Below are 21015 nucleotides of genomic sequence, written 5' to 3' on the forward strand. Positions count from 1 at the left end.
CACCACGGACTGCCCCTTCGTCGCGGCCCGCATCAACCAGCTTTGTGCAAACTGCTACCCATTCTTCCTACGGCGACGCCCGGACCTGCGCTCACCACCATCTGCCGGGGCCTGCGAATCGACGGGGCTGTCGAAATGCAGGTAACCAGAGCCATGACAGTGGCTGCACTCCTCCGTGAACGCCTCGGCGAGTCCGGTTCCGATGCGTTTGCGTGTCAGCTGCACCAGACCCAGACTGGTGACTTCCGCCACCTGGTGCCTGGTGCGGTCGCGGCCCAGGCACTCGACGAGACGTCGCAAGAGCAGTTCACGGTTACTGGGCAACACCATGTCGATGAAGTCAATGACGATGATGCCACCAAGGTCGCGCAGCCTCAGCTGCCGGACAATCTCCTCGGCCGCCTCCAGGTTGTTGCTGGTGACGGTGGCCTCAAGGTTGCCTCCGGAGCCCGTGAATCGACCCGTATTGACGTCGATGACGGTCATGGCCTCGGTACGGTCGATCACCAACGACCCTCCGGATGGCAGGAAGACCTTGCGCTCGAGGGCCTTGGCGATCTGCTCGTCGATGCGGTACTGCGCGAACAGGTCGCGACCGTCCTCACCAGGTTCGAACCGTTCGATGCGATCCGCCAGATGAGGGGCGACGTGCCCGACGTAGGCCGAGATTGCCTCATGGGCGTCATCGCCCTGGACGGTCAGCTTCGCGAAATCCTCAGTGAACAGATCGCGGACGATGCGCAACGTCAGATCAGGTTCGGAGTAGAGAGCTTCGGGGGCCTTACCTGCTTTCACCTTCTTCTCGATGACCTCCCACTGGGCCTTGAGACGGTTGACATCGCGCACCAGTTCCTCGGCAGCCACCCCCTCAGCAGCAGTGCGCACGATCACGGACTCGTTGTCACCGATCAGTTCGCCGAGGATCTGCCGCAATCGGGTGCGTTCCACGTCCGGAAGTTTGCGGGAGATCCCGGACAAGTGCCCGCCCGGGGAATACACGATGTAGCGGCCCGGCAGGGAGATGTGCCCGGTCAGACGGGCACCCTTCGCTCCAACGGGGTCCTTGGTGACCTGCACGAGCACCGGCTGCCCGGACTTGAACACCTTCTCCACCTTGCGGTCTTCGGCGGTGACACCGTAGGAGTCCCAGTCCACTTCACCCGCGTAGAGGACGGCGTTACGCCCCCGCCCGATGTCAACGAACGCCGCCTCCATGCTGGGAAGCACGTTCTGCACGCGCCCCAGATAGACATTGCCAATCAGGGATGTGGCGGACGCGCGATCCACGTAATGTTCGACGAGGATCCCATCCTCGACCACGGCGAGTTGGGTGTAGTCCTCTCGCTGACGGATCACGAGTTTCCGGTCCACGGATTCACGACGCGCCAGGAACTCAGCCTCAGAGAGGATCGGGGCGCGGCGACGACCCGCGGCACGGTTCTCCTTACGGCGCTGCCGTTTGGCTTCCATGCGGGTGGAACCCTCGATCCCGGTCACCTCGTCCCCAGCAGCACCCTTCGGTTCGGAGCCGCTGGAACGACGGCGACGGCGGCGACGGCGGCGGGTACCGGTCGTCTCCTCAGCGCCTCCCTCGGAACTCTCCTCCTGTCCGGAGGCTTCGTCTTCCTCGTTGGATTCCTCACTGGGCTCGTCGGAGGATGATTCGTCGCCGGTCTCCTCCTCAGCAGCCTCCTCTGTGGTGGAGCCACGGCGACGACGCCTGCCACCGCGACGGCGACGACGCCTGCCGGGACGTTCCTCCTCGGCCTCGGCACTCGCATCCCCCGATTCCTCCGCTGCATCCACAGCATCCGGCTCTTCTTCGGAGCTCGTCCCGGCCTCTGCACCATCTGCTGAGTCCTCAGCAATGGCGTTGGCCAGTTTCGCCAAGGACTCGGTACGCCCCTCAGCAGTGATGGCGAAGGGGTCTTTCATCGTCGCACGCCGGGCTTTCGCGGCTTCCTCCGCGATGCGAAGCGCTACCGCGATACCGTCTTCCGCCGTCGCTTCTGTTTCCTGACTGCCGCCATCTTCCACCTGTTCAACCGATTCGGATTTCTCGGTCGTGGCGGCTCCTGCGGACCTGGTCGCGCGTCGACGACGCTGTCTCGGCGCAGGCGTGGTTTCCGTTTCTTCCTGGATCTCCCACGCCGGTTCCGAGCCAGAATGGGTTTCAACCTCAGAAGTCACGATCGGCATCTCAACTGGCCCTCCCGCAGCTCGCGTGGCGCGGCGACGGCGCTGCCTCGGAGCCGGCTCCTGTTTCAGCTCGGACCCAGTGGTCTCGGAGGGTTCCGGGGCGGCGGCAGCGGTGGTGACAGACACGGCCACTGGAACGTTCACCTCAGCGGGCGGACCTGCGGGACGCGAAGCAGCACGACGACGCCGACTTCTCGAGGCAGCTGGCTCCGGCTGCGGTTCCACGACCATCTCGGGCTGTGTTTCGGGTCCCGCGGGAGAATCTGCTCCAGAGGAGTCCGCCCCGGAGGTTTCCTCCTCGGGCTGCGCTGTATGAGCCTCCAACACAGCAGCCACCATGTCAGGCAGTACCACCGAGGAAGCGCTGCGCAGTTCGTGTCCGCGCTGCGCGAGCTCGGCCAGCAGTTCTCTACTGGTGATACCGATGTGCTTGGCGAGCTGATGGACTCGGGGACGCGCAGGCAGCTCGGATGCAGCGGATTCCTGGTTGGTTTCGGTCATGTACGACTCCTTCGGGCGCATTGGCGCCAGCTCCGGCGTGGTTTACCACGCCTCCCAAGACTCAAGGTCAACCGGAAGCATCGGGACCTCCGCGGTCGAGTTCGTCGTCGCGGTGTTCAGCCCCGGGCTGCCTCTCGGCGGCACCGGCGGTGCGTGACCTGGTGATCATTGTTCCACAACTTATGCATGTCATGGGATCCCTCCCCTGCTCCACCTGGAACTAGGCGGCGATGAATATGATCCCGTTCGTCTTCTGAGGCCACTTCTGTTCGTCTGCTTTACCGGCGACGGCAGGGCATCCGATACCCTCACAGCCGTCGGCAACCATCCGATGCATCTGCTAGCACAGAGACACGCCACGGCCTGTCCGCAGGGCTTTTTGTGGTGGTTCCGGGGTCACGATGGCATAGTGGATTCCTGTCGCGACACCGTTTCCAAAGGAGCTGAAATGAACGCGAACCCCCCCACTGTCGTGTTCGCTGGAGACTCCATCACGGACACCGGAAAGGATTGGGCGAGCGGCTCCTTGGGCACTGGTTACGTGGCCAAACTGGCGAAGGGTCCCCTCACCTTCGCGCGTGTAGTCAATGCAGGCGTCAGCGGCGACCGATTGGCGGATTTGGAGGCACGTTTCGAAGGCGACGTGCTGGCCGAGAACCCCGACCTGGTAAGCATCTTCATCGGCATCAACGACACCTGGCATGCAGTCACGGGGAAAACCTCCTCACCGCTCAGAGATTTCGAAGCCTCCTACCGCCACCTGATCGAAAGCCTCGACGAAACATCCACCGTGCTGATGGTGCCGTTCGTGGCACCCGTCACCCCTGACCAGGAGGGTTGGCTCTCGGACCTGCGACCGCGGCAGGAACTGGTGCACCGTCTAGCTGCGGAATACGGCTGCGCAGTTGTCGATCTGGGGTTGATGATTCGCGAGTACTCATCGGAGTACGAGAACGAGGAAATGGCTGAAGACGGCATCCACCCCACCGATCTGGGGCACACGTTGATTGCCGAGGCCTGGGAACGCGAGGCCCGCACTCGCTTCGAGGCGCTGCGCCGCTAGCAGCAGCTTCCCTGTCCTACGAGGATCACGAATCGGTTTCCTGTTCCCCGACAAGTAGATCCCGGGCCTCGCCTGCGACGATCAGCGATCCCGCGACCAAAACTCCCGCTGCCGGCCCTGCGGCATCGGCCAGCAGCGTCGCCAGCTCCAGCGCATCCGCCACGCTCGGGGCCTTCTGCACCTTCCCGGCGGGCCAGATCTCCTCCGCTGTGCGCACCAGTTCATCGACAGGCATGGAACGTGAGGTGCCCCGGGCACGGGTCACCACCACCTGGTCCATGGCGGAGGCGAAGATCTCCAGCACCCCGGCGGTGTCCTTGTCGGCCATCATCCCGATCACACCGATCAGCGGCTGGAAGGCGAACACCTCCCGACACGCCTCGATGGTTACCCGGGCGGCCTGCGGATTGTGGGCGGTGTCGACGACGATCGCCGGTGAAGTACGCACCAGTTCAAGCCTGGCCGGAGCCACCACCGAGGCGAGTCCCTCTTCAATGATCCGGGGGTCGAGAGGCTGACCTCCCAGAAAAGCCTCGACGGACGCCAAGGCGAGCGCGGCGTTGCGGGCCATGTGGGCTCCGTGCAGGGGGAGGAAGAGGTCCCCCACCGGTCCGCCCTCAGACTGGATCCGGATGACCTGCCCGCCGACCGCGGGATGGCGTTCCAACAGCCCGAAATCCGGGCCCTCCGCCTTGACCACAGCACCGACTTCTACTGCACGGGCCAGCAGCACCCGGGCCGCTGCGGGTTCCTGCCCGGCCAGCACCGCCATCGCACCCGGTTTGATGATGCCCGCTTTCTCGGAGGCCACTTTTTCCAGCGAGTCTCCGAGGATGTGGGTGTGGTCGAGACCGATGGGGGCTACGACCGAGACCTGCGGAGCAGCAACGGACGTGGCATCCCAGCTACCGCCGAGCCCCACCTCAACCACGGCGACGTCCACGGGAGCATCAGCGAAAGCCGCGTAGGCCATGCCGGTGATGACCTCGAAAAAGGTCATGTCAATCCCGTCCAGTTTCCGGTCATCCACCATTCGGACGAAGGGTTCGATCTCGTCCCAGATCTCGGCGAACCTCGCTTCGGAGATCGGTTCCCCATCGATGGAGATCCGCTCTCGGGCGTCGCTGAGGTGAGGGCTGGAGAACCTCCCCGTACGCAACCCTGCGGCACGCAACAGCGCGTCGATCATGATGCACGTCGATCCCTTGCCGTTGGTTCCTGCCACCTGGATCACAGGGGTGGCTCGTTCGGGATTACCCAGCAACTCCATCAGGGCGGCAATGCGACTCAGGGCCGGGCCGACCCGGTGTTCGGGCCAGCGGGATGTGAGTTCGGCTACGAGGGCAGTGTGTTCCATGATGAGGACATCCTAGTGACGCGGTTACTATGTTCTGCGTGATGAGTAGATACCCTGAGCCCTCCGTGCGACACTGGCCGGATTGGGTGGGATTGGTGGCCCGTCTGATACCCGGTGCCATCTTCTTCTACGCGGGAATCGTGAAAATCGGGAACGTGGATGGCTTCGCCTTCGATATTCGCGCATATCAGCTGGTCGGTTGGGATCTGTCCCAGATGTTGGCGTACGTCCTTCCGGTGGTCGAGATCGCAGTCGGGATCCTGCTCATCGTGGGGCTGCTCACCCGCTGGGCGGCGCTGGTCACGGCGCTGTTGCTGATCGCTTTCATAGGCGGCATCGTCTGGATCTGGAGCCAGGGTATCAGCATCGACTGCGGCTGCTTCGGACATGGTGGCGAGGTGGCTCCGGAGAATACCCAGTACCCCAAGAAACTGGCCGAGAACTTGGCAATTACCGCACTGTGCGGCTGGCTTGTCGTACGGCCGCGTTCTCTTTTCAGCCTGGATCAGGCACTTTTCGGCTCACCCATTCGTTTCAGCGAGGAGAGCCGTGATGACATCGCCGAAATGACAAAAACCGAGGAGTGAATTCTAACCCCATGGCCAATAACTCGAACCTGAGCAGACGTGCAGCACTCAGGCAGCAACAGGAACTGGAAGCACGCCGCAAACGCAACGCCCGGATGCTCGGCGTCGGTCTGGGTGTGCTGACCCTCGTGGTGGCGGTCGTCATTACCATCGTCATCGCCAACGCGATAGGCGGCAACGCCTTTGCCAAACCCCCGAACGCCACCGAGGGATATGGCATCGCCATCAAGAGCAAAAACATCCAGCCTACGGGCAACGTGCCGAACGTGGTGGTCTACGAGGACTACCAATGCCCCGGCTGCAAGCAGCACGAGGCCCACTACAGCAGCGCTTTCCAGCAGCTCATCGACGAGGGCAAAATCACCCTCGAGATCCGGACCGCGTACTTCCTCAACGACGTCAACACGACCGCGAATGAGAAATCTTCTGAACGCGCTGCGCTAGCGGCGGCCGCCGCCGACGCGGTGGGCAAGTACCGCGAATACCACCAGGTAGTCTACGAAAACCAGCCCAGCCACGAGGGGGACGGCTACACCGACCAGCAGCTCCGGGTCGACTTCGCGGCCAAGGCAGGGATCACGGGAGATGACCTGGCGACCTTCCAGAATCTCTACGACACCAAGGCCTACGCCGAATTCGCGAAACGGTCCTACCGAGCCATGCGTGAAGCCAAGATCGGGAGCACACCCGCATATATCGTGAATGGCAAGGAGATCGATCTCAAGAACCTCCCCTCGAACGATCCGCAAACTGTACTGACCGCCATCCAGACCGCCACTTCAGGTTCCAACTGATCAACGACCTGATGTGTCTGGGCCACCGAGGTCTCCCAGTGGCCCAGACACGTCACGGGGAGTGACTTTTACCTCATCCGCCGCGCACAACTACGATTCCCTACCATGACGAACCCTGCCTACAACTCCGGCCTACCCACCAAACCCGCTCTCGAGGGTCTCGAGAGCAAATGGGGGCAGGTGTGGCACGAGGACGGCATCTACGCATTCCGGCGTCCCACTTCCCGCGAGCAGGTGTTCTCCATCGACACCCCACCACCGACGGTCTCCGGATCGCTACACGTGGGCCACGTCTTCAGTTACACCCACACCGACACCATCGCCCGCTACCAGAGGATGCGGGGCAAAGAGGTGTTCTATCCGATGGGCTGGGACGACAACGGCCTACCCACCGAACGCCGTGTCCAGAACTATTACGGTGTGCGCTGTGACCCGTCGCTTCCCTACGACGAGGACTTCACTCCCCCGGCCAAACCCGATCCGAAACGCCAGGTGCCCATTTCGCGCCGCAACTTCATCGAGCTGTGCGAGAAACTGACTGCCATCGACGAGAAGGTCTTCGAGGATCTGTGGCGGTATCTCGGTTTGTCTATCGACTGGGGCACCCTCTACACCACGATCTCCCCGGCCACGCAGGCCGTGGCCCAGCTGGCCTTCGTGCGCAATCTCGCCCGCGGTGAGGCCTACCTGAGTTTCGCCCCCACCATGTGGGACGTCACGTTCCAGACGGCAGTGGCGCAGGCAGAACTGGAGTCCCGGGAGCACCCGGGCGCCTATCACCGCGTCGCCTTCCACAGCGCCGACGGGCCGGTGTTCATCGAAACCACCCGCCCCGAGCTGCTGCCCAGCGTCTGCGCCCTGATCGCGCATCCCGATGATGAGCGCTACCAGCACCTGTTCGGAACCACCGTCACCTCCCCGGTCTTCGGGGTGGAGATCCCGGTCCTGGCGCACACCGCCGCCGAACCTGACAAGGGTGCCGGCATAGCGATGTGCTGCACCTTCGGTGACCTCACCGACGTGCAGTGGTGGCGGGAACTCGATCTACCAACCCGCACCATCATCGGTCGCGACGGTCGTCTCCAACGCGAGACCCCTGAGTGGCTCACCAACGCGGAGCCCTGGGCCGAGCTGGCTGGCAAAACCGTCTTCTCCGCCCGGGCCGCCATCGTGGAGCTGCTGCGCGCATCCGGGGATCTCGACGGGGAGCCGAAACCCATCTCCCGACCCGTCAACTTCTACGAGAAGGGTGACAAGCCGCTGGAGATCGTCGCCACCCGTCAGTGGTATCTGTCCAACGGTGGCCGTGACGAAAAGCTGAAGGCGGACCTGTTGAAGCGTGGCGCGGAGCTTGCCTGGACCCCGGAGCATATGCACCACCGCTACGACAACTGGGTGGGCGGCTTGAACGGCGATTGGTTGATCTCTCGGCAGCGTTTCTTCGGGGTTCCTTTCCCGGTGTGGTATCCGCTCGATGCCGACGGCGAACCGCTCTACGACCAGTTGATCGTCGCCGATGAGGCCAGCCTGCCGGTCGATCCAGTCACCTCGTGCCCCCCCGGCCACGAGGAGTCGCAGCGCGGGATTCCGGGAGGGTTCATCGCCGACCCTGATGTGATGGACACTTGGGCGACCTCCTCGCTGACCCCGCAGATCGCGTCCGGCTGGGAGCACGACGAGGAGCTTTTCAACCTCACCTTCCCGATGGACATCGCCCCCCAGGGTCACGACATCATCCGCACCTGGTTGTTCTCCCGGATCGTGCGTGCCAACTTCGAGAACCATTCGCTGCCGTGGCGGCGCACCACCATCTCGGGTTTCGTCACCGACCCGGACCGCAAGAAGATGTCCAAGTCCAAGGGAAACGTGGTGGTTCCCTCCGACATCCTGGAACGTTTCGGCTCCGACGCCGTCAGGTGGCGCGCCGCCATGGCCCGACCCGGCATGGATTCGCCCTTCGACCAGTCGCAGATGAAGGTGGGGCGCCGGCTGGCTATGAAGATCCTGAACGCAGGGAAATTCGTTCTCGGCCTAGCCCCCGAGGCCGGGAGTCCCGCCGCCGTCACCAACCCGGTCGACAGGGCGCTACTGGCCTCTCTGTCACACGTGGTCACCGCCTGCACCGAGGCATTTGACGCCTTCGACTACACCCAGGCACTTGAGACCGCGGAAACCTTCTTCTGGTCCTTCTGCGACGACTACCTGGAGCTGGTCAAGGAACGCGCCTACGGCTCCCAGGGTCCTGAGGCTCAGGCCTCCGCGCAGTCGGCACTGGCCATTGCCCTCGACGTGCAGCTGCGGCTGTTCGCCCCGTTCCTGCCGTTCGTGACGGAGGAAACCTGGTCCTGGACCCACGGCTCCTCCATCCACCGCTCCCCCTGGCCCACCACCGGGGAGCTGGCGATCGACGGCGACCGGCAGCTGCTGGCCGACGTCGCATCGGTGCTGATCGCGATTCGCGGTGCCAAATCGAACGCGAAAGTGTCCATGAAAACCCCGATCCGGAAGGCCGTTTTCCTGGGCGGTCACGCCGCCCTGGAACGCCTGAAGGCCATCGAAGAAGACCTTCGTGCTGTCGGTCACATCACGGGCGAGGTGGTGTGGAAGATCTCCGAGGGCCCCTTGACCGTCGAGGCAGAGCTGGAAGAACCCCCAGCCGCTTGAAACCAACCCGGAGGGGTCATCGCCGTTTCACCTGCGATGACCCCTTCCAGGTTTCCGACTCAGCCGAGGAAAGCTGCCGGAGGCAGTTCCGGGGGTACCATCGCGGATTTCTCCTCCAAACGCACCAAGGCCTCATCAACCGCGACGTCGAGTTGCAGATCTTCCCCGCTCTCCCAGTCAGACGGTCCCAAGGGAACTTCGATGTCAGGGTCGGTTCCGTGGTTCTCCACCCCGAAACCGTGCCTGTGAAAGGCAAAGGCGTAGCGAGGCTGGGTGACACCGGTACCGTCAACCAATTCGAACCGCCCGTCAGTTCCGACCACACCACCCCAGCTGCGCTCCCCCACCACGGGACCGAGCCCGAGGTTCTGGGCGGCAGCAGTGATGATGTCGCCATCAGATGCCGCATAGGGATTAGTGATGAACACCACCGGTCCGCGCATGCCCTGTACTGGATACGGTTCTGGTGTATCCATGTGCCGGGCGTAGCCCCAGCCGACGACGGTCCGCATCAACCGTTCCAGTACCAGAGACGATGTATGCCCACCGCTGTTGTACCGGACATCCACCACCATCGCCTCGCAGCGGGAGGCCTGCTCGATGAGACGGTGAAACTCGGCCCACCCCTCAGCCATCATGTTCGGGACGTGCACGTAACCTACCCGCCCCTGTGAACGTTCCCTGACCCGTTCAGCCCGGGAGGCCACCCATTCGTGATAGCGCAGCCCAGCTTCACTGGCCACGGGAACCACCACCACTCTTCGTCTCGAATCTCCCCGGGCCAGGGTCAGTTCGACGGCGGTGCCCGCAGCTCCCAGCAGCAGGGCGTTGATGTCGGGGACTTCCGCAGTGGGTTTTCCGTCGACGGCTACGATCGCATCCCCTGCCCGGGCTGCCACACCCGCCGCGCGCAGCGGGGAACGGGCTTTGGGGTCGGAGGATTCGCCATCAAGGATGCGGTTGATGACGACCTCGCCCTTCTCGTTGCGTCCCAGATCCGCACCCAACCAGGCCACTTTCGCCTCGCCGTAGCCACTGCAGGGGGTGACGTAGGCGTGGGATGTATTGAGTTCTGCATTCGTTTCCACAAGCACGTCGACCAGGTCGTCATGGGTGGCGATCTTTTCCAGCAGCGGCCGGTAGCCCGCGCACACCGCGTCCCAGTCGATGCCGTTCATGTCCTCACGCCAGTAGTGGTCACGCATCAGCCGGGCGTTCTCGTCGAACATCTGCCGCCACTCGTCACGCGGTAGCAGCTGGCGGCGCAACCGGTTCAGGTTCACGGCGATACGGTCCTCATCCTCGGCCCGCACATCTACCGGCTGCACCCACAGGTCGTCGCCGTTGCGAACCACCACTTGTCTGCCGTCCCCACTGACTGCTGCATCGTCACAGGCATCGACCACCACGGTCAGTTTGCGTTTGGTGACGTCGTAAACCTCGATGCTGTCTTTCGTCTCCTGTCCCGGCAGTTGCCCAGAGCCAAGCACACCGGTGTGTGGGGTAAGGCGCCGCCACAGAACCCCCTCAGCGGTGACGCAGAGCCCGTCGTAGCGACCGGCTGGAACGGGCAATGGAACCATGCGGTCCTCCACACCCTCGATATCCAGGGCAACATCCACATCCGGTTTCACGGCATCCTGGTCCGTTGCCTCGTCCTTCGTCTCCATTTCCGGTTTCTTGGCCTCGCTGATGGCCCAACCATCGACAGAAGGCCCGAACGGAACGGGATCCTCCGCACTCAGGGGAATCACATAGGGTCGCACGGTGTTGGTGAAGCCAAGATCAAAATTGATCTCGTCATAGGCAGGATCAATGGTCCGGCTCGACAGAAAATACAGGTACCGACCGTCGAGACTGAACGCGGGCGAGAAGTCATTGAATTGCCCGCGGGTCAGTTCAAAGGGTCGGTCCTCCGTGAGGTCATGACCGACCAGTCGTCCCAGCGCACCCTCATTCCCAACCGTCTCCCGCCACACCACGTAGCGCCCGCTGGGACTGAAGGCCAAGCCCGTGGCCTCCCCTTGCCGTGACCTTCCCACTTTCCTGACCGTGTTTCCAGCAACGTTTACCACGAGCACCGTGCCGTCGTGGGAGGCCACGGCCACCTCAGAACCTTCCGAGTTTGCCGCCAAAGCGAGAACCCGGCCCAACTGACCATGTCCGATCCTGCGAGGTTCCTCTTGACCGTCAAAAGGCACGATCTCCAAGCAGTCCTCGCCCTCCAGGTCGGTGGCCCAGATGCCCTTTCCCGTGCTCCCAAGTGGAATGGCCTCTCGGATTCGCACACCCGGCAGGGCGCTCAGGGCGCGGGCCGGCCCGGATCGGTGGGTCAGGAACCAGGCCTGTCCTCTCCACTCGACGAGGGAGCCGTCGCCACCGTTGTCCGGTATCACAGACTCCAACCGGTCCAGTGCCTCGACAGCGACAGGAAGCGGTTCGCCCAGCGCAAGGTCAACCGGGATCTCCCGCGGTTCAGCTTCGAGGGAGTCGAGGACATGAAGCTTCCCACGGGCGTGGAAGACCACCCTCCTGCCATCCGTTGTGGCGTCCCGGCAATACCCTTCGGTGAACGTGTGCGCGGTGTGGGCCCGCAGATCGCTGCCGTCTGACTCCACACTCCACACCTGGGCCTGTTCCCCCGGCTTCTCTGGGAGCTGCGCGCCAAGATCCGAGGTGAAGACGATGCGCTCCCCGACCCAGCAGGGACTGGCCAGACTCGCGGTCTCTCCGGGAAGCAGACGTATCCAGTTTTCCTGACGCACGTCGGACACCCACACCCTGTTCACCATGCCGCCCCGGTAGCGCTTCCACTGCTCCGGGCCACGGAAATTTGGGGAAGCCAGCACCGCCTGGCCGTCCGGGTTCCGATCTGCGGCCGAGGCGGGTCCCCACGGCAGTCGTTCCAGTTCACCTTCCAGGGAAACCGTATACAGCCAAGAAAGTGCTCGCAGGGCCTCGTTGTGCATGGAGGCCACGAGCACATGCTCCTCATCCACCCAGCCGCACACCTGCATGTGGAAAGCGCTCAGCCACGTGAGGCGGCGCCTGCCGCCCTCCATGTCGAGAACATGAAGGTCTTGGTTACCCGGGTAACCGGACACGAACCCCACTCTCTTACCCGAGGGGGAGAATCGGGGGCTGCGAACCGGAATGTGCTCGGAGGTCAGGCGATGTGCCCGACCTCCCAAGACTGTCGTCAACCACAGGTCGTCGTCGGCGACAAAGACCACCTGGTCCTCATTGACATGTGGGTAGCGCAGATAGCCAGAAAACATGGCGTCAAACCTACCCGAAGAAGCGCCGGGAGATGTCAGGCTGACAAGTCCCGGCGCCTAGCCACACGAGAGGAAGCCACCAACTCAGGTTGCGCTTTTCCGAGAACGGCTTCACGAGTCACAACGACCTGTGCCACATCCTCCGCAGAAGGCACCTCGAACATCACGTCGAGCAGCAACTCCTCAAGAATCGCACGCAGGCCACGGGCACCGGTCCCACGTTCCAGAGCGAGCTCCGCGATGGCGTCGATGGCCTCACCCGTGAAATCCAGTTGCACCCCATCGAGTTCGAAAAGGCGAGCGAACTGCTTGGTTAGCGCATTGCGGGGTTCGACGAGGATTCGATTCAAAGCGTCGCGGTCCAACGGTGAGACCGTTGAGATCATGGGCAGACGCCCGATGAACTCAGGAATCAGACCGAACTTGTGCAGATCCTCTGGGCGGACCTCAGAGAAGGGATCAGCCACTTCCTTTCGAGCCGAAGTGTCGACGCTGAATCCGAGAGGCCGCTTCCCAATACGGGAATTGATGATTTCATCAAGACCGGCAAAAGCCCCACCGACGATGAACAGCACCTTGGTGGTGTCAATCTGAAGGAAATCTTGGTGCGGATGCTTGCGCCCACCCTGAGGCGGAACCGATGCGACGGTTCCCTCGAGGATTTTCAGAAGCGCCTGCTGCACTCCCTCACCGGAAACATCGCGAGTTATCGATGGATTTTCGGATTTACGCGCGACCTTGTCAATCTCATCAATGTAGATGATCCCGGTCTCAGCCTTCTTGATGTCGAAGTCAGCTGCTTGAATGAGTTTCAGAAGAATGTTCTCGACATCCTCGCCCACGTAACCGGCCTCGGTAAGGGCAGTCGCATCGGCCATAGCGAAAGGAACGTTGAGCATTTTCGCCAAAGTCTGAGCCAAGTAGGTCTTCCCACAACCAGTAGGCCCGATCAGCAGAATGTTCGATTTCCCCACCTCGACGGCATCATCGTTCTGACGCGAGCGGCCAATTCTGGTCTGCTCTGAGGTAATGCGCTTGTAGTGGTTGTAGACAGCGACCGCAAGAGCTTTCTTAGCCGCGTCCTGCCCGATCACGTACTGATCGAGAAAATCGCGAATCTCCTTGGGTTTGGGAAGTTCTTCCTGAAGTCCAAAGGTTTCAACCCTGGGAAACTCTTCCTCGATGATCTCGTTGCACAACCCGATGCACTCGTCACAGATGTAGACGCCATCACCCGCAATGAGGCGCTTGACCTGTTTCTGCGACTTGGTGCAGAAGTTACACTTGAAGACCTCGCTGGTCTCACCGATCCGTGGCACCGAAAACTCCACTCTGTCCGTCAATTAACGACTGGCCACAACTCTACTCGCCAGGGTGGCATTCCGTGGCGCAACACCCTGGCGAGCCCCGAGTTTCAGGCCCCGGCGTCCTTGAGAGAGGTCAGGATGTCATCGACGATTCCATACTCAACGGCTTCCTGGGCGGTCAGATACTTGTCTCGTTCGATGTCGCGGCTGACCTTCGTGACGCTCTGCCCGGTGTCGGCCGCGAGCATGTTCTCCATCAGCTCACGAATACGCATGATCTCCTTGGCCTGGATCTCCAGGTCTGAGCTCTGCCCGTAGCCTCCCTCTGTCGCAGGTTGATGGATGAGGATGCGACTGTTGGGGAGCGCCAGACGCTTTCCCTTGGTCCCTGCTGCCAGGAGGAGGGCAGCAGCGGAGGCCGCCTGCCCGAGGCAGACGGTCTGAATATCCGGTTTGATGTAGCGCATGGTGTCGTAGATGGCGGTGAGAGCCGTGAATGAGCCACCTGGTGAGTTGATGTAGATGGAGATCTGCCTCTCCGCGTCCATCGACTGGAGGCACAGCAGCTGGGCCATCACCGCATTGGCGATGTCGTCACTGATCGGGGTGCCGAGGAATATGATTCGGTCCTCGAACAGTTTCGTGTAAGGGTCAACGCGACGAAGACCGTAGCTGGTGCGTTCCTCCCACTGGGGGATGTAGTAGTTGCTGGTCACTTGTTCGGAGCCTCCGAGTTGATCTGGGACGCACGCTCGTAGACGTGGTCGATAAAGCCGTATTCGAGTGCCTGCTCGGCCGTGAACCAACGGTCCCGATCTGAATCGGCCTCGATCTGCTCGACGCTCTGACCGGTGTGCTGCGCGATGAGCTGGGCCATGGTCTTCTTGATGTGCAGCGACTGCTCCGCCTGGATCCGAATGTCGGAGGCAGTACCACCCAGCCCCCCGGAGGGCTGGTGCATCATGATTCGGCTGTGTGGCAGTGCGTAGCGTTTACCGGGAGTACCTGCCGACAACAGGAACTGCCCCATGGAGGCCGCGAGTCCCATCGCAACCGTAGCGACGTCGTTGCTGATCCACTGCATGGTGTCGAATATGGCCATGCCAGAGTCGACGGACCCGCCGGGGCTGTTGATGTAGAGATAGATGTCGGAGCTCGGGTCCTCGGCGTTCAACAGCAGCATCTGGGCACAGATTGCGTTCGCGTTCTCGTCACGCACCTCGGACCCCAGAAAGATGATGCGGTTGGCCAGCAGGGACGAGTAGACGTTATCCGTCATTCCCAGACCCGGGGCCTGCTGGGCCGCCATTGAGATGTCGTTTCGCTTGTCGGTCACGTCATACAACGTACCGACTCCAAGCAATTTTCCAAGGATGGCCCGCCCAGATCAGTCAGTAGCGACGCCCATCCTGGAATCGTCGCAATCGTTGGACCCTCCGAAATCATCGGCGGCCACGGGTCTCTCGCAATCGCTGGTGTCGACGGAGTCCGGGTTCGAGGAGATCAATGCCCCCACCCAGCGGGCCCTCGGGTCGTTGTCGAGCAGCAGGGATTTCACCATGAGCGTCAACGGCAGGGCGAGGAGAGCCCCGAGCGCGCCAAAGACCGCAGTCCACAACAGCAGGGAGATGAAGGAGACAACCGGAGTGATGCCGACGGCATCACCAGTGAACTTCGGTTGGATCACGGACTGGATCACGAAGTTGAGGACGCAGTAGGCGATGACCACGATCAGCGCTGCGGTGGGCCCCTTCTCAAGAAAGGCCAGCAGCGCAGGCGGGACTAGCCCGATGAAGAAACCGACATTGGGGATGTAGTTGGTGATGAAGCTCAGCACCACCCACACGAGCGGAAGAGAGACCCCTACGAGCACGAGGGCGATGCCATCAAGAACGGCAACTATGAGACCGAACAGGCTGGTCACCAACCAGTACCTGCGGATGCCCACGGCGAAGTCCCCCAGCGATCCCGTGAAACTGGGATGCAGCCTGTTGGTGATGGCCAAACGCTTGGCCATCGTTGGCAGATCCGCCACCAGGAATGCCAGGCAGATGAGTATCACGGTCACAGTTCCCGTGGCACTCGACGCCTGGCTGACGACGTTTCCCACCAAGCTGATCACGTTCGACGGTGAAATCGACTTGAGCTGTTCGAGCAACGCGGCCTCGTCGAAACCCAACGTGCCCAGCCACGTAATCAACTGGGTATAGAGCTCAGTGAACTGGGAACCGTAGGAGGTGAGCGAGGCAACCATGGAGGTGCCAGCCCATACGATGCTCCCAGTGGCGACCACCAGAATCAGCAGCAACATCACCCCGGTGATCAGAGCGGCCAGCACACGAGGCACATGATGCCTTGTGAGCCATTGGTACACCGGGTATGCGGTGATCACCAGATTGATGGCGAGGAATGTGGGGGCCAGTACCGAACTAAACTCTCTGAACACCCCAAGGGTCAGCGAGATGGCGCCCAGAACCACGACGGCCATGACGAACAGGGGAAATCTGCCCGTCACGGGCTTTTCGGCGGCCCCCACCGGATCACTCCGTTTCTTCGGTCTCCGGGACTTCCTCAGCCTCGGGCTTCTCAGCTTCGGTCTCCTCGGCTTCAGAACCCTCCGCGTCCCCGGCTTCCGGAACCGACGGGGCCATCTCGACAAGTTCTCCCTCGGAATCAGTCACTTTCGCTGCCTCGCAGATAGCAGCGAGCGCCTTTCCACGCCGAATCTCCTGCTGCCACTCGAACATGTGGTTGTGCTCCATCATGTGATTGATCACTTCTTGTGGCGTGGTGCGCTGCTCAGTGGCCTTGCGAAGAATCAGTTCGGTGAATTCCTGCTGAGAGACGGGAATCTCGTTGTCGTCAACATACTTGTCGAGAAGCAGCTGAGCGCGCAATGCCTGGGTGGAGCGCTCATCCACCTGCTTCCAGAAGGCGTCAGCATCCTCTGCTTCCTCGTCGTCGGCCTGTTCCAGGTAGGTTTCGACGGTCAACCCGGCCCGCGCCAACTGATCGGAAATCTGATTGCGGCGGGCTTCGAGCTCACGAGCCAGCACAGCAACCGGAACCTCGAAGTCGACCTGCTCGAGAGCCGCTTCCAGGATCTTGTCCCGCGCCTCAGCGATCTGTTCGGCTTTGACTTGCGCCAAGACCGCCTTGGCCAGGTCCTCGCGCATCTCCTCGACGGTGTCGAACTCGGAAAGCGTCTGGGCGAACTCATCATCCAACGCAGGAAGTTCCTCCTCGGCCACCTGCGTGACGGTCACCGTGATGTCTGCCTCCTGACCGCGGAAGGGGCCACCGATCAGAGTAGATGTAAAGGTCTTCGATTCACCCTTCTTGAGGCCACGGACAGCCTTGTCGAGTCCTTCAAGCATCCCGGAGTCCTCACCCACGGTGAGAGTAACCCCGCTGGCGGAAGCCTCCGGCAGCTCCTCCCCGTTCTGGGATGCGGTCAGATCGATGGTGAGGACATCACCCTCCTTGGACTCACGGTCGAGTTCTGTCGTGGTGGCGAACCGTTTACGGAGCAACAAGATGCGCTCCTCCACCTCGTCGTCCAGCGGCGGCAGAGCATCCACAGTGGTTTCGATCGCAGCGAAGTCCGGAAGATCGAAGTCGGGTCGGATGTCGACCTCCGCGGTGAACTCGACGAGCTCGCCATCCTCCAGCTTGGTGATCTCGATCTCCGGCTGAGCAAGAGGCACCGCTTTGGCCTCTGCCAAAGCAGTCTCGTACGCGGGCTGGATGGCTCCGTTGATGGCCTCCTGAAGGACTACCCCCCGACCGAAACGCTGGTCGATGACAACGGCCGGCACTTTACCCTTGCGGAAGCCTGGGATGTTGACCTGCTCTGCGATCTCCTTGTACGCCTTGTCCAGATGGGGCTTGAGGTCAACGAAAGGGATCTCTACGGTTAGCTTGACCCTCGTGGGGCTCAGCTTCTCTACGGTGCTGGGCACGAATCGACTCCTGAACTTGAAATGGTCGCCGCAAGTTTAACCAAGGGCGTCCGAGCCAACCAACCGCAACCTGCACACCTACCGGATCACGAGGCGCTCCTCCGCAGGTGACACTTGCCGTCTCACCCTTGCACCGAGCCTCCTTCGCAGTTGTATCGAGCTCTTCTTCGCAGCCCAGGAACCAGAGTGTCCTTCGTCGTTCAACGCCGGGACGTGATCATCTCAACTGGGGATCCGCCCAGGAAGCTGCTAGACTCTCGGACGCTTCGCGGATGTAGCTCAATGGTAGAGCCCCAGTCTTCCAAACTGGCTACGCGGGTTCGATTCCCGTCATCCGCTCCAGGACCCCATGAGATTCTCCACCTCGCCGAGCCGAACGGCTCAGTGCTACCGTCTAATTCCATGGCACGTCTTTTCATCTTGGAACTGACCTACCATCGCGGACTCGCTCCCGTCGAGGCCAACCTTCAGGCACACAAGGAGTATCTCGCCAAGAACTACTCCACCGGTCGTTTCCTAGCAAGCGGGCGCAAGGAACCCCGGAACGGGGGCGTCATCCTTGCAACAGGCACTCGAAAAGAAATGGAGGAGACCATCAAAACGGACCCGTTCACCATCAACGATGCCGCTAAGTACTCGATCACCGAGTTCCTTCCTTCAATGACCGCCGATTGCCTGTCTCCGTACCGGGAGACGCCGTAGCTGCCACTCTCTCACGCATCCAGGGGCCCGATCATCACGGCTCAGCAGGTACCGTGGAGGCATGAGAACCCTTCTGAGACTCGTTGTGGGGGCAATCGCAACAGCAGCTGCTGTCTGGCTCATCCCAGGAATCCGCGTGGTCGCCGCAACCGATCAGCAGTACGTCCTGACCCTACTCGGGGTGGCTGCGATCATGGGGGTGGTGAACGCCGTCATCAAGCCGTTCACCCAGGTATTGTCCTTCTGTCTCGTGGTACTCACCTTCGGTCTCTTCCTACTGGTGATCAACGCCGCCATGCTGTCACTGACCGCTTGGGCAGCCCAACAACTCGGCATCGGCTTCTTCATCGACGGGTTCTGGCCAGCACTGTGGGGAAGCATCGTCATAAGTGTCGTGACCTCCCTGCTGGGCAGCATCCTCGGTTCTGAAAGAAATTGATGTCACCCGTTGGGCAACCGGTACGAACGTACAGTAAACTTCCCAAGTCCCCCGCGGGATACCTTCGGGACGTAGCGTAGTGGCTAGCGCGCCTGCTTTGGGAGCAGGAGATCGCAGGTTCGAGTCCTGTCGTCCCGACCACACTCATCTTGTTCGAACACACGCCCTCGGAGTTCCGCTCCGGGGGCGTTTTCGCCGATGCGATCGGGCCATGGAGAAAGTTCCCTGTTCCGGTGAACGTCTCGGTAGTCGCCGTGGGCACCGGCTTAGCTTGTCACCTTCCCTACCGCTTCCGCTGATCCATGCCAGTGTGTGTTCTCTTCGACCTGCTGATGATGGACCGGCGTATGTTTTCCAGGCCTGGGTAACTTGCCGCTGCGCATCAGTGCCTTTCATCGACCTCGGAGCAGTTCAAGAACAGCGGAGCCAGGAAAGCTCCCACTCCTACGACATCGCACAACCACGAGAGCATCAGCGGCACCGCCAAGAGCACTCCTTTGACATTCGTTGCCACAAAATTCATGAGGCCACGTCCTACGATGCGGACACGATGCACCCTCACCATGATGTACTTGCACTTGGCCGCGATGGAGCAGCAGCCTTGCGGTCGGGGTGGGGGCAACAGAAATTCGAGGGGAAACAACTTCAAGGAGCATCATGACTCACACATCCAAGTGGAAGGTGGCAGCGACAGCAGCGGTCACCGCCGCCCTGTCTCTCGGGCTCGCCTGCGGTACGGGTCAGGCGCGCGCCGATACCGGTTGGCAGACGCTGGCAACCACCGAAGCCCGCACGGACAACCCACTGAAGGGCTTCGCACCATTCAACGAAAATCTCGACAACAACGCACCCTCCTTCCCGCACACCATGGAGTGGTTCTACATGCCGCTCAATGCTGTGGTGAAGGGAGAACGCAACTACGACTGGACAGAGTTCGAGCAACAGCTCTCCTCCATCAAGAGCCGTGGTCATCAAGCCGCACTCCGCTTCTATCTCGACTACCCAACCAAACCCACCGGAGTTCCCGATTACCTCTTGGGGCCCAACGGCATAGACCAGTCACGAAAATACAATTTCTACGACAACAATGGAACCAGCTTCTCCCCCGACTACAACGATCCTAGAGTCCAATCCCTGATCAAAGACTTCGTAGCCGAATTCGGCAAGAACTATGACGGAGACCCTCGGATCGGCTACATCACCACCGGCCTCATCGGCTTCTGGGGCGAGCAGCATACGTACCCGATGGATGGGAACTCACACACAGACAATCCCAATAGCGCACAGTGGATGCCCACCCGCGAGGTGGAGCTCTCCTACTACCAGGCCTGGGACGCAGCTTTCAACACCACAAAACTCCTGAACAGAAGCCCCGGGCCAGGCCTAGAGAACATCAAGATCGGCTTCCACGACGATTCCTTCGCAGAATCAACGCTGCCCACTATCGACTGGCATTTCATGGCCCGGATGAAGACATACAATTTGACCGAACGTTGGCAGACCGAAGCAATCGGGGGCGAGGTTTATCCACAGATCCAACGCTGCGTGTTCAACGAGCCAACAGACTGCAACCATTCCGAAGACTTCAAGGAGGCCACCACACAGACTCACGCCACATGGCTCGTGAACCACAAAGCATTCTCAGAAGGCTACAGCGGAGCAGCACTCGAGAAAGCCACAAAAGCCCACGCCGCACTAGGCTACGACCTCGCAGTCACACAAACCCGCACCATCGTCACAGACGGAAAAACCCAAGTCAGCATCCGCCTCACCAACCGAGGCGTCGCCCCGTTCTACTACAACTGGCCACTAGAATTCTCCCTCATCAACCCCCAAGAATCCACCCCTGAATCCACGAAAACAGTGACCTCAACCCAAACCGACGCCAACCTTCCCTCACTCCTTCCCGGCCAAACCACGGAAGTAACAGCCACTCTCGAAGGAAACAACGGCATGGCAGCTCTCCGCATCCCAAACCCTATGGAAGGCGGCGCCCCCCTAAAGTTCGCAAATACAGAACAAGACACCACATTCCCTGGATACCTGACCCTGGGATCTGTATCAGAGTAGGCAAGGTGAACGGCTGCAGCCAAAGAATCCTGATCCGCGGGTTTCCGGGGACCGGTTCTGAAGCACAGCCTTTCGGGACTGTGCTCCGTGGG

General features: G+C 61.4%; 17 protein-coding genes and 2 tRNA genes. 10 read left to right on the forward strand and 9 right to left on the reverse strand.

The genetic code is table 11. The features are described from left to right. Positions 1–54: 54 nt before the first annotated feature. Positions 55–2430, reverse strand: coding sequence for an Rne/Rng family ribonuclease (locus V7R84_RS03390; protein ID WP_338573810.1), 2376 nt, complete (start codon positions 2428–2430; stop codon positions 55–57). Between the two features lie 268 nt (positions 2431–2698). On the opposite strand from V7R84_RS03390, the gene V7R84_RS03395 reads away from it, so the two are divergent. Together V7R84_RS03395 and V7R84_RS03400 are read left to right on the forward strand one after the other, a co-directional pair. Next, complete coding sequence (locus V7R84_RS03395) at positions 2699–2857, forward strand: hypothetical protein (protein ID WP_338572042.1); 159 nt, start codon at positions 2699–2701, stop codon at positions 2855–2857. A 291-nt stretch (positions 2858–3148) separates the two neighbouring features. Then, complete coding sequence (locus V7R84_RS03400) at positions 3149–3763, forward strand: SGNH/GDSL hydrolase family protein (protein WP_338572045.1); 615 nt, start codon at positions 3149–3151, stop codon at positions 3761–3763. 25 nt (positions 3764–3788) lie between these two features. Here V7R84_RS03400 and V7R84_RS03405 read toward each other — a convergent pair whose 3' ends face one another. Then, the gene (locus V7R84_RS03405) at positions 3789–5120 is read right to left on the reverse strand and encodes a folylpolyglutamate synthase/dihydrofolate synthase family protein (RefSeq protein ID WP_338572047.1); all 1332 of its coding nucleotides are present in this window, start codon (positions 5118–5120) and stop codon (positions 3789–3791) included. A gap of 41 nt (positions 5121–5161) precedes the next feature. Between V7R84_RS03405 and V7R84_RS03410 the strand changes: the two genes are divergently transcribed. From V7R84_RS03410 to valS, 3 genes are all read left to right on the forward strand, one after another. Then, positions 5162–5707 carry a DoxX family protein gene (locus V7R84_RS03410; RefSeq protein ID WP_338573813.1) on the forward strand — a complete coding sequence of 182 codons (546 nt, stop codon included), beginning with the start codon at positions 5162–5164 and terminating at the stop codon, positions 5705–5707. 11 nt (positions 5708–5718) lie between these two features. Beyond that, a complete protein-coding gene (locus V7R84_RS03415; RefSeq protein ID WP_338572050.1) occupies positions 5719–6501 on the forward strand; it encodes a DsbA family protein in 783 nt (260 codons plus the stop codon). 105 nt (positions 6502–6606) lie between these two features. Further along, positions 6607–9165 carry a valine--tRNA ligase gene (gene valS, locus V7R84_RS03420; protein WP_338572052.1) on the forward strand — a complete coding sequence of 853 codons (2559 nt, stop codon included), beginning with the start codon at positions 6607–6609 and terminating at the stop codon, positions 9163–9165. A gap of 59 nt (positions 9166–9224) precedes the next feature. On the opposite strand, the gene V7R84_RS03425 is transcribed toward valS, so the two are convergent. From V7R84_RS03425 to tig, 6 genes are all read right to left on the reverse strand, one after another. Beyond that, the gene (locus V7R84_RS03425) at positions 9225–12443 is read right to left on the reverse strand and encodes a S41 family peptidase (RefSeq protein ID WP_338572055.1); all 3219 of its coding nucleotides are present in this window, start codon (positions 12441–12443) and stop codon (positions 9225–9227) included. Between the two features lie 35 nt (positions 12444–12478). Beyond that, positions 12479–13762: an ATP-dependent Clp protease ATP-binding subunit ClpX gene (gene clpX / locus V7R84_RS03430; RefSeq protein ID WP_338572057.1), complete on the reverse strand. Its 1284-nt coding sequence runs from the start codon at positions 13760–13762 to the stop codon at positions 12479–12481. Positions 13763–13857: 95 nt separating this feature from the next. Continuing rightward, on the reverse strand, positions 13858–14466 hold the full coding sequence (locus V7R84_RS03435) for an ATP-dependent Clp protease proteolytic subunit (protein ID WP_338572060.1): 609 nt from the start codon (positions 14464–14466) through the stop codon (positions 13858–13860). After that, a complete protein-coding gene (locus V7R84_RS03440; protein ID WP_281275585.1) occupies positions 14463–15086 on the reverse strand; it encodes a ClpP family protease in 624 nt (207 codons plus the stop codon). Before V7R84_RS03440 ends, V7R84_RS03435 begins: the two co-directional genes overlap by 4 nt. A 51-nt stretch (positions 15087–15137) precedes the next feature. Beyond that, positions 15138–16286: an AI-2E family transporter gene (locus V7R84_RS03445; protein WP_338572063.1), complete on the reverse strand. Its 1149-nt coding sequence runs from the start codon at positions 16284–16286 to the stop codon at positions 15138–15140. Between the two features lie 4 nt (positions 16287–16290). Beyond that, positions 16291–17712 (reverse strand): trigger factor, encoded by a 1422-nt coding sequence (gene tig, locus V7R84_RS03450; protein WP_338572066.1) that lies wholly within the window; start codon positions 17710–17712, stop codon positions 16291–16293. A gap of 268 nt (positions 17713–17980) precedes the next feature. On the opposite strand from tig, the gene V7R84_RS03455 reads away from it, so the two are divergent. From V7R84_RS03455 to V7R84_RS03470, 4 genes are all read left to right on the forward strand, one after another. Further along, positions 17981–18054 (forward strand) — tRNA-Gly (locus tag V7R84_RS03455). 60 nt (positions 18055–18114) lie between these two features. Then, complete coding sequence (locus V7R84_RS03460) at positions 18115–18414, forward strand: YciI family protein (RefSeq protein ID WP_338572069.1); 300 nt, start codon at positions 18115–18117, stop codon at positions 18412–18414. A 61-nt stretch (positions 18415–18475) separates the two neighbouring features. Then, entirely contained in the window at positions 18476–18853 is a 378-nt protein-coding gene (locus tag V7R84_RS03465; protein WP_338572072.1) for a phage holin family protein, read from the forward strand. A 65-nt stretch (positions 18854–18918) separates the two neighbouring features. Next, positions 18919–18994 (forward strand) — tRNA-Pro (locus V7R84_RS03470). Between the two features lie 241 nt (positions 18995–19235). On the opposite strand, the gene V7R84_RS03475 is transcribed toward V7R84_RS03470, so the two are convergent. Beyond that, the gene (locus V7R84_RS03475) at positions 19236–19376 is read right to left on the reverse strand and encodes a hypothetical protein (protein WP_338572074.1); all 141 of its coding nucleotides are present in this window, start codon (positions 19374–19376) and stop codon (positions 19236–19238) included. Positions 19377–19534: 158 nt separating this feature from the next. On the opposite strand from V7R84_RS03475, the gene V7R84_RS03480 reads away from it, so the two are divergent. Continuing rightward, positions 19535–20923, forward strand: coding sequence for a DUF4832 domain-containing protein (locus V7R84_RS03480; protein ID WP_338572077.1), 1389 nt, complete (start codon positions 19535–19537; stop codon positions 20921–20923). Positions 20924–21015: the final 92 nt, after the last annotated feature.

The organism is Arachnia propionica (assembly GCF_037055325.1).
GTDB lineage: Bacteria > Actinomycetota > Actinomycetes > Propionibacteriales > Propionibacteriaceae > Arachnia.

What these genes read in the sequence shown, in the direction of transcription:
- V7R84_RS03390 (WP_338573810.1), bottom strand. Translation starts at nt 2,430, where the DNA reads ATGGTCGTGGAACCGCAGCCGGAGCCAGCTGCCTCGAGAAGTCGGCGT.
- V7R84_RS03395 (WP_338572042.1), top strand. Translation starts at nt 2,699, where the DNA reads ATGTACGACTCCTTCGGGCGCATTGGCGCCAGCTCCGGCGTGGTTTAC.
- V7R84_RS03400 (WP_338572045.1), top strand. Translation starts at nt 3,149, where the DNA reads ATGAACGCGAACCCCCCCACTGTCGTGTTCGCTGGAGACTCCATCACG.
- V7R84_RS03405 (WP_338572047.1), bottom strand. Translation starts at nt 5,120, where the DNA reads ATGGAACACACTGCCCTCGTAGCCGAACTCACATCCCGCTGGCCCGAA.
- V7R84_RS03410 (WP_338573813.1), top strand. Translation starts at nt 5,162, where the DNA reads ATGAGTAGATACCCTGAGCCCTCCGTGCGACACTGGCCGGATTGGGTG.
- V7R84_RS03415 (WP_338572050.1), top strand. Translation starts at nt 5,719, where the DNA reads ATGGCCAATAACTCGAACCTGAGCAGACGTGCAGCACTCAGGCAGCAA.
- valS (WP_338572052.1), top strand. Translation starts at nt 6,607, where the DNA reads ATGACGAACCCTGCCTACAACTCCGGCCTACCCACCAAACCCGCTCTC.
- V7R84_RS03425 (WP_338572055.1), bottom strand. Translation starts at nt 12,443, where the DNA reads ATGTTTTCTGGCTATCTGCGCTACCCACATGTCAATGAGGACCAGGTG.
- V7R84_RS03460 (WP_338572069.1), top strand. Translation starts at nt 18,115, where the DNA reads ATGGCACGTCTTTTCATCTTGGAACTGACCTACCATCGCGGACTCGCT.
- V7R84_RS03465 (WP_338572072.1), top strand. Translation starts at nt 18,476, where the DNA reads ATGAGAACCCTTCTGAGACTCGTTGTGGGGGCAATCGCAACAGCAGCT.
- V7R84_RS03475 (WP_338572074.1), bottom strand. Translation starts at nt 19,376, where the DNA reads ATGAATTTTGTGGCAACGAATGTCAAAGGAGTGCTCTTGGCGGTGCCG.